At 48.9% G+C, this 13114-nt stretch carries 11 protein-coding genes; 4 read left to right on the forward strand and 7 right to left on the reverse strand.

Annotation, left to right across the window (positions count from 1 at the left end):
- The first annotated feature begins 498 nt into the window (after positions 1 to 498).
- From QBE55_02420 to QBE55_02435, 4 genes are all read left to right on the forward strand, one after another.
- Positions 499 to 1659, forward strand: coding sequence for a glycosyl hydrolase family 18 protein (locus QBE55_02420; GenBank protein WZL79044.1), 1161 nt, complete (start codon positions 499 to 501; stop codon positions 1657 to 1659).
- 353 nt (positions 1660 to 2012) lie between these two features.
- Positions 2013 to 3431 (forward strand): ISLre2 family transposase, encoded by a 1419-nt coding sequence (locus tag QBE55_02425; GenBank protein ID WZL79045.1) that lies wholly within the window; start codon positions 2013 to 2015, stop codon positions 3429 to 3431.
- 591 nt (positions 3432 to 4022) lie between these two features.
- Positions 4023 to 5429: an APC family permease gene (locus QBE55_02430; GenBank protein WZL79845.1), complete on the forward strand. Its 1407-nt coding sequence runs from the start codon at positions 4023 to 4025 to the stop codon at positions 5427 to 5429.
- A gap of 31 nt (positions 5430 to 5460) precedes the next feature.
- Positions 5461 to 6708: an amidohydrolase family protein gene (locus QBE55_02435; GenBank protein ID WZL79046.1), complete on the forward strand. Its 1248-nt coding sequence runs from the start codon at positions 5461 to 5463 to the stop codon at positions 6706 to 6708.
- Between the two features lie 76 nt (positions 6709 to 6784).
- Here the strand turns inward: QBE55_02435 and QBE55_02440 are convergent, their stop codons facing one another.
- The 7 genes from QBE55_02440 to QBE55_02470 form a co-directional block, all read right to left on the reverse strand.
- Positions 6785 to 7345: a DJ-1/PfpI family protein gene (locus QBE55_02440; GenBank protein WZL79047.1), complete on the reverse strand. Its 561-nt coding sequence runs from the start codon at positions 7343 to 7345 to the stop codon at positions 6785 to 6787.
- A 194-nt stretch (positions 7346 to 7539) separates the two neighbouring features.
- The gene (locus QBE55_02445; GenBank protein WZL79048.1) at positions 7540 to 8394 is read right to left on the reverse strand and encodes an ABC transporter permease; all 855 of its coding nucleotides are present in this window, start codon (positions 8392 to 8394) and stop codon (positions 7540 to 7542) included.
- On the reverse strand, positions 8391 to 9317 hold the full coding sequence (locus tag QBE55_02450) for an ABC transporter ATP-binding protein (protein ID WZL79049.1): 927 nt from the start codon (positions 9315 to 9317) through the stop codon (positions 8391 to 8393). The genes QBE55_02445 and QBE55_02450 overlap by 4 nt, the downstream gene beginning before the upstream one ends.
- A gap of 57 nt (positions 9318 to 9374) precedes the next feature.
- A complete protein-coding gene (locus QBE55_02455) occupies positions 9375 to 10391 on the reverse strand; it encodes a spermidine/putrescine ABC transporter substrate-binding protein (protein ID WZL79846.1) in 1017 nt (338 codons plus the stop codon).
- Entirely contained in the window at positions 10381 to 11223 is an 843-nt protein-coding gene (locus QBE55_02460; protein WZL79050.1) for an ABC transporter permease, read from the reverse strand. The genes QBE55_02455 and QBE55_02460 overlap by 11 nt, the downstream gene beginning before the upstream one ends.
- Positions 11217 to 12041, reverse strand: coding sequence for an ABC transporter permease (locus QBE55_02465; GenBank protein ID WZL79051.1), 825 nt, complete (start codon positions 12039 to 12041; stop codon positions 11217 to 11219). Before QBE55_02465 ends, QBE55_02460 begins: the two co-directional genes overlap by 7 nt.
- Positions 12038 to 13102 (reverse strand): ABC transporter ATP-binding protein, encoded by a 1065-nt coding sequence (locus QBE55_02470; GenBank protein WZL79847.1) that lies wholly within the window; start codon positions 13100 to 13102, stop codon positions 12038 to 12040. Before QBE55_02470 ends, QBE55_02465 begins: the two co-directional genes overlap by 4 nt.
- Positions 13103 to 13114 lie beyond the last annotated feature (12 nt).

Below are 13114 nucleotides of genomic sequence, written 5' to 3' on the forward strand. Positions count from 1 at the left end.
ATAATGAATGTATCCCCCTTCGTCCACATCATGGACTATGCATACCTCACTATACAGGGTATGGGTACGACGCCCGGTTTGTGAAAAATATGGATGATATCATTGACCACTTCAACGATCATCCGGATCAGAAAATCGTTCTGCGGATATCTGCGGATGTTTTGTGCCTCAGTTGTCCAAACAACCAACACGGCAGTTGCAACAAAGAAAAAACTGTTGCCTTATATGACCGAAGCTGTTTAACCTTATGTGGATTTTCGGAGGGCCAGCAATTAAAATGGGGTGACTTTCTTCAAGCCATTACGAAAACGCTGATGGAAACCTCCCAATGGGAACGAATCTGCGGAGATTGCCAATGGCTGCAGCTATGTCAGAAAACGCATTCAGGCATCTGAGTCTTGATACTGAGCAATTCCTTTTATCCAGCGTACCATTCATACCGGCAACACTGATAACATATAATACAGTATGTCAATTTGTCACTCGGAGGTGTTGGATTTGGTCATCCACCGCGTATCACAGGGAGAAACATTATATGGAATAGCAGGAGTGTATGGGGTTCCCGCTTCTTCCATTGCAGAAGTCAACGGCCTGTCCGAAACAGAGGAGCTGGTAACCGGGATGGAGCTGGTCATACCGGTTGGGGACACCATAAACAACCAGCTGCTGCGGGTACTGCAGAACCGTCCCTCCATTGAAACCCTGGGCTATCTGCTTCCCGGGGCAGCTGCGGCCAATCTTGTCCGCCAGATCGGACCGGACCTTACTTATCTGGGATTGTTTGATTTTCCGGTTACCGAAACCGGAGAGATACAGGGCACATTGGATGAGGATATTCTGACAGCCGCCAATGAGGTAAACACAGCCCTGCTCCCCGTTCTGACCAACAATCGGGCAGAAGAAGGATTCAGTCCGGAACTGGGGCATTCTATCATAGAAGCCGCCAACCGGCAGAACTTTATCGGCAACGTCCTGGAAATGCTGGATCAATACGATTTAAGGGGCATTATCATCGACTTCGAAAACCTGAATCCGGAAGACAGGAACCTTTTTACGGAGTTTATCGGGCAACTGGCACAGGAACTCCATGACGACGGAAAAATCCTCATCCTGAACCTGGCCCCCAAGTGGGAGGATGTGCCGGATGCCTCCTGGTCGGGATTCTTTGATTACAGTGCCCTGGGGCCTTTGGTGGACCGGGCTGCGATTATGACCTATGAATGGGGATATATCAGCGGGCCGCCGCAGCCTACGGCCCCCATTGAAAACGTACGGAGAGTCCTGGCGTTTGCCCTTGCCAACAATATTCCGGCCGATAAAATACTGATGGGCATGACACTGTACGGATATAACTGGGAGCTCCCCGATACTCCGGATAACCTGGCAACCACAGTCACGCAGCCACAAGTATGGGATCTGGCAAGGAGATACGGCGCTTCCATCCAGTTTGATGAAACAGCCGGGCAGCCATCCCTGAACTACATCAACGATCAGGGGACAGAGCATGAAATCTGGTTTGAAGATGCCCGCAGCCATTATCTCAAATACCAGCTGGCCATGGAGACCGGCCTGCGCGGAGTGTTCTACTGGATCATCAATCAACCCTTCCCCGGTACCTACTATATGGTCACCCATCTGTTTACGGTGGAGAAGCTGTAAAGTATCAGGAAACGGCAGCTGTTTTTCAAATTCGGGGCAGCAAGTAATATATGAAAAACGAAATACCGACAAGTGCTGTCTTACAAGTCCTGTCTTACAAGTCCTGTCTTATAGATGAGGAGAATCAGAAACGGGATATAAAGAAAGATAAAATGAGAGAAAACATGAAAGGAAGGCATATCTTCCCTGAGACAGCCTCTGAATGCCGATAAACATAACAATCATATAACAGGTTAGCGTAAAGTTACCGTAGGGATTAAGAGTAATAAATTACCATAAGGATTGAAAAGAAGGTGGCATCCTGCTAAAATATTGATCATCAACAAAAATATCAAGAAAGGGTGCCACCTTCCATGTACAGTATACAAGATTTTAACGAGTTTGCAAGAAAAACAGAAAATAAGGTAAGAGAATTTTTAAGGGAAGGTAAGGATCTGGCGGAACTGACTCTGGGGCTGCAGGAGGATCTGTTTGAACTTGGTCGGAATATACTGGTGGAGACTCTTGAGGGGATGGATGAACAGCTTCGAAAGTCCGGGGTCAGGAAAAACAATTGGGAGATTGTCAGGAAAGATGAGACAGGGATCTTAACGACCTTTGGAACGATCAAGTATAATAGAACGTATTTTAAGCCAAAGAGTGGTGGCAAAAGGAAATATCTCGTTGATGAGCTTGTTGGTCTTAAGCCACATGACAGAGTGAGTGCGGATGTGGTGATCAATGTGGTGGAAGAGGCCATAGACAGCAGCTACAGGAAAGGTGGAGAAAGAGCCGGATATATGGACGAAATAAGCAAGCAGGCTGTTATGGATAAAATACATAACCTTGAGATCAGCGAACATGAGCATAAGGTGGACAAGAAGAGGGATGTCAGGATACTGTATGTTGAAGCAGATGAAGATCATGTTTCCCTGCAGGGAGAAGACGATAAAAGCAAGATAGCTATGCCCAGGCTGGTTTATGTTCATGAAGGCGTAGATCCCGAAAAAAGCAGCCAAACAAGGACCAGGCTTAAAAACGTTAAATATTTTGGCGGCATGTATGATGAGAGCGAGGATCTGTGGCTGGAGGTCATAGAATATATAGACAAGCAGTACAACATGGATTTCATTGAAACCATATACCTTTCCGGGGATGGGGCATCATGGATTAAGGCCGGGCTTGACTGGATTCCCAAAAGCAAGTTTGTGCTGGACAATTTTCATCTTAAGAAATATATGATAACTGCGACTGCACACTTAAACGATGGAGACATCTATCAGGAGTTGAAGGATGCATTGGATTGGCCGGACAAGGACATGGTCAAGGATGTTTTCAAGAAGATCCTCAAACAAACGGTTTCCAAAACGAAGAGGAAGGCAGTTAAGGATGCCAGACGGTACATATTGAATAACTGGCATGGAATAGAAATAAAGGCTGATAAGGACCATGAACTGATAGGATGCAGTGCCGAAGGTCATATAAGCCATGTGTTTTCAAGCAGGCTAAGCAGCAGGCCTAAGGGATGGTCTGAAAAAGGTGTTGCCAGGATGTCCAAACTTATCGTATATAAGAAAAATGGTGGCAGGATCTATGACCTGGTTATGGCACAGAAGCTTAAGGAGAAGGAGAACAGGAAACATGAATTGCAGGATGAGTTAATCAAGGAAGTAAGGAAATCATCAGAAAGCAGATATGCTGGTTCATGGAGTAGCAGCCCAACTGTAATTACCATGGGGAAAAAGACAGGGCTGTTTAATGAGATGAGGAGTATGGCCGGAATACGCTATTAGGCCCTTCATAAAGCTCGTTATGGCGTTTTCGTTCTTCGTAAGGAGAAATAGCCGGGACGACATAGATCAAGCGTTTATGCCGCGAAAGCTGCTTGATAACGAGAAGTCGGTGTGGTAGCATTGAGGTACGGCAGCAACCGCTCCAAAGCCTATCCCGCTGTTAGAGATGGCTGCTGCCGACATCTGCCGTAAGCCACACCGGCAGAGGCTCGTTGTCAAGCAGATCGTGGAATAAATGCAGCTGACAAGATTGATTGCTGTTAAAATTAATTAAATCAATCAAGGCCACTGTTGCTAGAAGAATATTTCAGGATGTCTCTATTCTTTCTTTCCCTACAGTAAATTGACGCTATCATATAACAGATGAAATTTGACAATTCATCATTACAGATATAAAATTGGGTACGTTGTGCAAACAAGATACGACGACCCTTTTTTTAATGTTTTCGGCAGGCCTGCCTTTTTATTTTAAATATAGAAAACATTACATTATCGGTTCGCTGTATTTTTTTGTGCAAAAAATGACTTCATTTTACAGAGAAGGAGACCTGAGTATTGAAATCATCAAATCAGCCATCCGAAACACCCGGTATGAAAAAGACACTCTCCCTGTGGAATTATTTTACCATCGGGTTTGGGGCCATCATCGGTACGGGGTGGGTCCTGTTGGTAGGAGACTGGATTATTCTGGGTGGAGGACCAATTGGAGCAATTGTAGCATTTTTAATAGGCGCCCTCTTCCTTTTGCCGATCGGCGCGGTTTTCGGTGAATTGACATCGGCCATTCCAATATCGGGCGGAATTGTGGAATATGTGGACCGTACCTTCGGGAAAAATGCTTCCTATATCACCGGTTGGTTTTTGGTCCTGGGAAACGGAATCCTTTGCCCGTGGGAGGCAATCGCAATTTCCACTCTTATTTCTGAAATGTTCGGAGACCTTCTGCCCTTTCTGCGCAGCGTAAAGCTGTATACCATCCTGGGAGCGGATGTATATCTGATTCCCACCATTCTGGCAGTGGCAGCAGCAGTCTATGTGATCCTGCTGAACTTCAAAGGGGCTTCCAGCGCTGCAAAGCTGCAGTCCTTCCTGACAAAGGCACTGCTGACCGGCATGCTGGTGGCAATGGTTATCTCCCTGATCAAGGGCAGCCCGAAGAACATACTGCCTGTATTCACCCGTGCCATGGGGCCTTCCGCTTCCACAAAGGGAACCGGTTTGCTCTCAGGAATTCTTTCTGTATTGGTGATGACCCCATTTTTCTATGCCGGATTTGACACCATCCCGCAGCAGGCGGAGGAAGCTTCCGAGGGACTGGACTGGCACAAATTCGGCAGGGTTATAGGTATGGCACTGCTTGCCTCCGGGATATTCTATGTGATCTGCATCTATTCGTTCGGCACCATTATCCCCTGGACAAAGTTCGTCAAGGCTTCCGTACCGGCACTGGCATGTCTGAAAAGCATCAACATGATTCTGTATGTAGTGATGCTGTGCATTGCCACATTGGGACCCATGGGACCGATGAACTCTTTCTACGGTGCCACATCCCGTATTCTGCTGGCCATGGGCCGAAAGGGGCAGCTGCCTGCCACTTTTGCCAAAGTGGATGAAAAAACAGGCGCTCCCAGGACAGCCAACGCTGTTTTGGCCATTCTGACACTGGCAGGGCCTTTCCTGGGTAAAAAAATGCTGGTTCCCCTTACCAATGTTTCGGCATTGGCCTTTATCTTTTCCTGCATGATGGTTTCCTTTGCGTGCATGAAAATGCGCAAAACCGAACCGGACCTGCCGCGGCCCTATAAAGTGCCCGGCGGGAAGTTTGGTATTGCCCTGGCCTGTATTGCAGGCGCCATCATCGTGCTGCTGATGATTCTGCCGTTCAGCCCGGCAGCTTTGAACAGTGTGGAATGGAGCATTGTAATCGGATGGCTTCTGATCGGAATGATCCTGATGTACATCAGCAACAAAAAGGGGAACAAGTCTCAGGCTGCATGAAAAACAACAATAAATAATTGGAGGAGTCGTTATGAGTAAAATTGCTTTTAAAAACGGTCTGCTGATTGACGGAACCGGCGCGGAACCCATCAGGAACTCTTTGGTCCTGGTGGACGACAAAAAGATAAAATACGCCGGACCGGCAAAAAAGTTTGGTGAGGATTACAAAGTCGTGGACATCAGCGGAAAAACGATTATGCCTGGATTAATTGATACGCATCTGCATTTCTCAGGCAATCTCACCGACAATGACAGCGACTGGGTGCTGGAAAACCCGGTTCAGAAAACCGTAGTGGCAGTACAGCAGGCCCATGAATGCCTGGAAAGAGGATTGACCACCGTAGGGGAGATCTCCCGCTCCGGAATTGCAATCCGGGACATGGTCGAAGCCGGCGTCATGACAGGCCCCAGAGTGGTTGCTGCAGGACTGGGATTCTGCCGAACCTGCGGACATGGCGATAGCCACAGATTACCCAGCTGGTACAACGATGAATCCCATCCGTGGGCAGAACGGGTGGATGGGCCCTGGGATCTGCGCAAGGCAGTACGCCGCAGGCTGCGGGACAATCCGGACGCCATCAAGATCTGGTCTACCGGCGGCGGTGTATGGCGTTGGGATCAGAAACTGGATCAGCACTACACCCTGGAAGAAATCCAGGCAGTCGTGGATGAGAGCAACATGGTAGGCATTCCGGTATGGAGCCATGCGGAGGGTTATGGCGGCGCACTGGATTCTGCCAGGGCAGGCGTTCATCTGATCATCCATGGACAGGCACTGAACGACGAATGCCTGGATATCATGTCGGACAAGGGAATTTATTTCTGCCCCACGATTCAGTTCCTGAACGAATGGTTCAAGACCTATGCCCCTCCTTATATTCCTGAGGTGCACGACAAATACCCCGGAAAGACCGTGGCAGAAAAAGAATTGAACCGGGTCTATGCCAACCTGCGCAAAGCCAGGGATAAGGGCATCGGACTGACCATCGGCTCCGATTCCTTCTGCTCCAGCCTGACACCTTACGGCATCACAGCAATCGGAGAAATGTATTCGTTCGTGGAGCGGGCCGGCATTTCCGAAATGGATACCATCGTTTCTGCAACCAAAATCGGTGCCGAAATGTTGAAAGTCGGCGATATCACCGGCACATTGGAAGAGAATAAATCCGCCGATCTTCTGGTCATCAGCGGAAATCCTCTGAACAATATCCGTTCCATTGCCGTGAACAATATGGAAGTTATCATGAAGGAAGGGGCTTTTGTCCGCAGGCCTCAATAAATCATGCGATTCCGGCGAAGGCAAGCAAAGCAGGAACAAAAAGCAGGCAGGGCATGGGCTCTGTCTGCTTTTTTGTTTATGACACCTGGTACAATATCCCGTCCTTCAGCTTCCTGGCCTTCTTCTCTCCCAGAAGATACGTTACGATTTCCACCGCAAAATCCACAGCCAGTGCCGGACCCCTTGCCGTAATGAGATTGCCGTCCCGAACCACACTTTGTTCCTGATAAATTCCGCCGGACAGCTGTTTTTCAAATCCGGGGTAGGAGGTAATCTTTTTTCCTTCCATGATTCCGGCTTTCTTCAGGACAATGGGACCGGCACAGATGGCAGCGACCAGTTTGTGATTTTCATATGCTTTCTTCACGATGTTGATTACCCGCGCATCATCCCGCAGATTGGAGGCTCCGGGCATTCCTCCGGGGATGATGACTCCGTCAAAGGATCCGATCCCTTCGATCCCATCCATGGTCTGATCCGCCCACACGGAAATATCATGCGCGCCTTTTACTTCCCTGCTCCGGGCAATGGATACGGTATCCACTTCAATCCCCGCCCGCCGTAAATAATCCACCGTTGTCAGGGCCTCCACTTCCTCAAATCCATCTGCAAGAAACACAATAGCCTTCATTGTCATCCTCCTTTTGTTTTCATTCTCCTGCTGTTCCTTTGTTGGAATTTCCTGTTTCTCTGTTCAGCATTCTGTATTCTCGGTCCATTTCCCTTTTTTGTCTTCCCTCAGTGTCCGGATCGTCTCCCGGATCGCCATGCACTGGCTTTGCATGTCCTGATTTTGCCCATATGTAGATGCTGTCCGCATCCCGATGTTCTTTATCTTTCCTTCCTGGTAATCTTTATCATTGTAAGGATCAGGAAAAGACCTGAGAAAATCAGAATATAGATCAGGCTTGCAGCTGGGCTCAGGACCTTTTTCCCCACCTGAAAGGCTGCTCCCAGTTCCAGATGGAATGCCTCCAGATTTTCTGCAGGGGCACCTGCAAACGTGATTCTTTCTGCCTGCTCCATCATGATTCTGCGAAAAAGAACCGCCGCATGGGAAGGAGGAAACAGCTTGACAACCGTTTGTATCGAGGACGGCAGTGCCCCGACAGGAATATAGATGCCGGTAAGGAACCCCATCAATGTACCGATTACGGTGCTGGCAGCTGAAAACGTATTGACGCTTTTGAACCAGGATACCATATAGAACATCATGATGCCGGAAGATGCCGTGGTCAGGAGAATCATGGCCAGCGCCTTCCCTGCAGCAGCAGCCGCCAAAAGCTCCCCCCCATATATTACAATATAAATCTCGGCCAGGAAAAAGGTCACCAGGGACAAAATCAAACTGATCAGGAACCCGCTGATCAGATATCCACCATAAAGGACGTTCCTTTTTATGGGCGAAGCTGCAAAATCCTTGTACATTCCATATTTTTTGTCCTCAATGACCACCCCCATGGCACCCAGGGAAGTGGTAACCGGAGTAACGGCCAGCAGTCCCGACATGATCCAGCTGTCCATCAAAAACCGTGCGCCCGGCAGATCTCCCAGGTCTTTCACCATGATATCCCCCAGGAACAGGACATACAGCCCGATGATAATCAAAACGCCAAGAAGGGAGAAAAACACGCTGCCCCTGTCCCGGAAAAAAATCAGCAAATTGCGCTTGACCAGATATTTCATTCCCGTATCTCCTTTCCGGTAATCTGAATAAATGCATCATCCAGGTTCCCTTCCACCACCTGAAATCCCTGTATCCTGTCCCTGCATTGATCCAGCAGGGGCAATGCCTGCATGGTGGACTCCAGCCGGATGAAAACCGTATCCCCACGTACCTCACAGGGCAAATCGAAAGGCTTTAGAATATCCAGGACAGGACCCGCATCCTTCGCATGCAGGATCAGCCGATCCATGCTGTATTGTTCTTTCAACTGAGCGGGAGTCCCTTTGGCGACGATTTCCCCCTTGTCGATCACAACAACATAATCGGCTTTCTCCGCCTCTTCCATATAGTGCGTCGTAAGGAAGATGGTCATATTCTTTTCTTCCCGCAACTGTGCAATGGCATTCCATACACTCTGCCGCGTCTGCGGATCCAAACCCGTTGTAGGCTCATCCAGTATCAGAATCTTTGGGGCATGTACCAATGCCCGTGCAATATCGGCTCTTCTTTTCTGACCTCCTGACAATTTGCCGTAGAAACGATCCAGATAGCCGGTCACCCCGGCACTTTCCGCCGCATCGTCCACCGCGGCCGCCAGGTCTTCTTTTTGATACCCATAGAAGCTCCCGCGAATCATCAGGTTTTCCCTTACCGTCAGCAGATCGTCCAGTATATGGTCCTGAAAGACCGTTCCGACAAGGGCACGGATCCTGTCGTCCTCCCGCCCCAGTGCATATCCGTCCAGGAATACTTCCCCCTCATCCGGCTGCAATAACGTTCCGATGATATTGATTGTGGTGGACTTCCCTGCCCCGTTGGGCCCTAAAAAGGCAAAAAACGAACCTTTTTCCACATAAAAGTCGATTCCCTTAATGGCCTGAACCGCCCCATAGGATTTCTTCAGGCCGGATATTTCAATGATCCTGTCCGCGTCATGATTCATGTCATGATTCCTTTCCCGCTTTTTATTGGGCTGCTTTGCTTATCTGGCTGCCTTTGCTTATTGGGCCGCCTTGATTTCATCCCAGATACGGTTATAGGTACTGATGATATCACTTAAGTCCTCAAATACCTCGCTGTCTTTCAGGGACTGATTATCAGGATAAGCCGTCGCATCGCTTTTTGTCTCTTCGTCCAGTTTCTCAAAGGCACCGGTGTTGGGCGTGGAGTAGCCGATATATTCCGTATTCCGGAGGGCAATATCCGGATCGTTCATATAATTGATGAAAGCCTCGGCTTCCTTCCTGTTTTTACTGGACTTTGGGATACACATGGCGTCGTACCACAAATTGGTGCCTTCCTTCGGAACCGCATAGGCCAGATGCGGATTCTCCTTCATCGTATAAACGGCATCCCCGGACCAGACCACCGCCATCGCTGCTTCTCCGGATATCATCTTGTCCTTGACCTCATCACCCAGATAGGACAGGACCAGGGGCTTCTGCCGGATCAATTCCTTCCGGGCTGCCTTCAGTTCCATTTTATCCCTTGTGTTCAGGGAGTATCCAAGCTTTTTCAGGGCAACCGCTATGGAATCCCGCTGACTGTCCAGCATAAAGATATTCTTTTTATATTTCCTGTCCCAGAGAATGTCCCAGCTGTCCACCGGTTCCTTTACCATGGTCGTGTTGTAAAGGATTCCCACCGTTCCCCACATATAAGGAACGGAATACTCATTATCCGGGTCATACGCCAGATCTTTATATTCCTCTCCGATATATTTGTAATTCGGAATCTTTTTCAGATCAATCTTCTGAAGCATACCTTCCCGGATCAGCCGGGCCACCATATAATCGGAGGGGAAAATGACGTCATAGTGAATCCCTCCGGCCTTCAGCTTTACATACATGTCCTCGTTGGTGGCAAAGGTCTCATAGGTGACATGAATTCCGTATTTCTTCTCAAAATCCTTTGTTACGGACTCATCGATATAGTCCCCCCAGTTATAGACGGTAATGGACTTCCTGCTGCCCTTCCCGCCCGAACCGCCGGCACATCCGGCAAAGCTAGATATCATGACCAGTGTCAGTAAGATAAGAACCATTTTCCTTGTTTTTCCCAATCTTATTCCTCCTTTCCGGATTTTCCCTGGATGTCAGCCAGTTGACCAGAAGCAAAAGCAGCAGCACACTGGAAAACATCAAAGTGGACAATGCATTGATTTTGGGGCTGATCCCCCGTCTTGCCATGGAATAGATCAAAATGGACAGGTTGGAAACTCCGCTGCCTGTCGTGAAAAAACTGATGACGAAATCATCCAGGGAGAGGGTAAACGCCAGCAGGAAACCCGCCACCACTCCCGGCATGATCTCCGGCAGAATCACCTTTCGGAGAGCCACCACAGGTGTAGCTCCCAGATCCTGTGCTGCCTCATACAGGTGCCGGTTCATCTGCTTCAGCTTCGGCAATATGGACAGGATCACATAGGGGATGTTGAAGGTAATATGGGACAGCAACATGGTCACAAATCCCAGAGGCATTCTGGTGAAAATATACAGTGCCATAAGGGAGATACCGGTCACAATATCCGGATTCAGCACGGGAAGATAATTCAGATTCAGCAGAATCTCCTGCGGTGCCTTTCTCATGCTGAATATCCCGATGGAAGCTGCCAGTCCGATCAATGTGGCAATGGCAGAGGACAATACTGCGATCAGAATCGTATACTTCAGGGCAGACAGTATCTGCTGATCCTGAAACAGTTCCACATACCATTTTAAGGTGAAGCCTCCCCAATGCGCCCTGGACTTTGAGGCATTGAACGAGAACAGAATCAATACCAGAATCGGCACATAAAGGAATGCAAAGATCAGACTCACATAGAATTTCTTCAAAAAGCGGCTCACCACAGCACACCTCCTTCGCTCTCCTGCTCATGCCGCTGCATAATCCCCATACTCAAAAGGATGAGCAGCATCATGATAACCGACAAGGCGGATCCAAAGCCCCAATCCCCGGAAGACAGGAACTGCTGCTCAATTAAATTGCCGATCAGCATGAACTGTCCGCCTCCCAGCAGCCTGGAAATAACAAAAGTGGTCACTGCCGGCATGAAGACCATGGTAATCCCGGAAACCACGCCCGGCAGACTCAACGGCAGGATAATCCGCCGGAATACGGTAAAGGCATCCCCGCCCAGATCCTGAGCCGCCTCAATCATACTGCCATCCAGTTTGGACAGAACCGAATAAATGGGCAGGATCATAAATGGAAGAAAATTATAGACCATCCCCAGAACAACTGCGCCATCTGTGTAGAGAATATGGAGAGGCGGCAGATGAAGCCGGGTCAGCAGGAAATTGATGACCCCGTTGCGCTCCAGCAGAGTCATCCAGGAATAGGTCCGCAGCAGAAAATTCATCCACATGGGAAGCACAATCAAAAGATACAGGATCTTCTTTTTGCTGTATTCCTTTCCGGACAGAATCCAGGCAACAGGATAGCCAAGCAAGAGACAGACCCCTGTGCTGATCAGCGCCAGTACAACAGAGCGGATCAGCACTTTGATATAAATGGGATCCAGACAGCGGCGAAAATTTTCCATGGTGAACCGGATGCCGGCTCCCGATTGAACCGTCACACTGTAGAACACGACCAGTGCCAGGGGAACAACGATAAACAGGATCATCCATACAATGTACGGATATGCCATCCAACGCTGCTTCATGCCGTTCGCCCCCTTTTCATGATATGGATATCATTCGGATGAATGTCCAGTCCCACTTCCTTGCCGACTCCGGCCATCAGGGTACTGTGGACCATCCAGGTGATTCCTTTGCTTTCTATCATCATTTCATAATGAACTCCCTTGAACGTGACAGACAATACCTTTCCCCCGAGCATTCCGCAGTTGGCGGGAACCACCCTGATATCCTCCGGACGAATGACGACTTCCACGTTTTCGTCTCTGGCAAAGCCCTGATCCACGCATTTGAATTTCCGGCCCATAAAAGTGACCAAGAAATCCTCATTCATTACCCCATCCAGTATGTTGCTCTCTCCGATAAAGTCCGCGACAAAGGCATTCTTCGGCTCATTGTAAACGTCTTCCGGAGTGCCAATCTGCTGGATCACCCCGTTGTTCATAACCACAATGGTATCGGACATCGTCAGGGCTTCCTCCTGGTCATGGGTAACATACACAAAGGTAATCCCCAGGGACTGCTGCATGTCCTTCAACTCCAGCTGCATTTCCTTTCTCAGCTTCAGATCCAGCGCACCCAGAGGCTCATCAAGAAGCAGCACCTGCGGCTCGTTTACCAGGGCCCGGGCAATTGCCACCCTCTGCTGCTGGCCGCCGCTGAGAGAATCAACGGAACGCTTCCCGTAGCCTTCCAGATTCACCAGCCGGAGCATACGCTCCACCTTTTTCCCAATTTGCTTTTTATCCATCTTCTGAATACGGAGACCAAAAGCAATGTTCTCAAACACGTTCATATGCGGAAAAAGAGCGTATTTCTGAAAAACAGTGTTCACCTTTCTCTTATAGGCGGGCAGATCATTGATGTTCACCCCTTCAAACAACAAATCGCCGCTGTCCGCATCCTCAAACCCGCCGATAATCCGCAGGGTTGTCGTCTTCCCACAGCCGCTGGGTCCCAGCAGGGTAACAAATTCATTTCTTCGTATGGACAGATTCATATCCACAAGAGCAGGCGTATCCCCAAAGGACTTTGAAATATCCACCAGCTGCAGTATCACATCATTAGTCATTTCAGATTCCCCCATTTCCAAGAACAA

It is taken from the genome of Eubacteriales bacterium mix99 (genome assembly GCA_038396605.1).
Lineage (GTDB): Bacteria > Bacillota > Clostridia > Caldicoprobacterales > DTU083 > UBA4874.

Coding starts and splice junctions, on each gene's coding strand:
- QBE55_02425 (WZL79045.1), top strand. CDS start 2,013: ATGTACAGTATACAAGATTTTAACGAGTTTGCAAGAAAAACAGAAAAT.
- QBE55_02430 (WZL79845.1), top strand. CDS start 4,023: ATGAAAAAGACACTCTCCCTGTGGAATTATTTTACCATCGGGTTTGGG.
- QBE55_02435 (WZL79046.1), top strand. CDS start 5,461: ATGAGTAAAATTGCTTTTAAAAACGGTCTGCTGATTGACGGAACCGGC.
- QBE55_02440 (WZL79047.1), bottom strand. CDS start 7,345: ATGACAATGAAGGCTATTGTGTTTCTTGCAGATGGATTTGAGGAAGTG.
- QBE55_02445 (WZL79048.1), bottom strand. CDS start 8,394: ATGAAATATCTGGTCAAGCGCAATTTGCTGATTTTTTTCCGGGACAGG.
- QBE55_02450 (WZL79049.1), bottom strand. CDS start 9,317: ATGAATCATGACGCGGACAGGATCATTGAAATATCCGGCCTGAAGAAA.
- QBE55_02455 (WZL79846.1), bottom strand. CDS start 10,391: ATGATATCTAGCTTTGCCGGATGTGCCGGCGGTTCGGGCGGGAAGGGC.
- QBE55_02465 (WZL79051.1), bottom strand. CDS start 12,041: ATGAAGCAGCGTTGGATGGCATATCCGTACATTGTATGGATGATCCTG.
- QBE55_02470 (WZL79847.1), bottom strand. CDS start 13,102: ATGGGGGAATCTGAAATGACTAATGATGTGATACTGCAGCTGGTGGAT.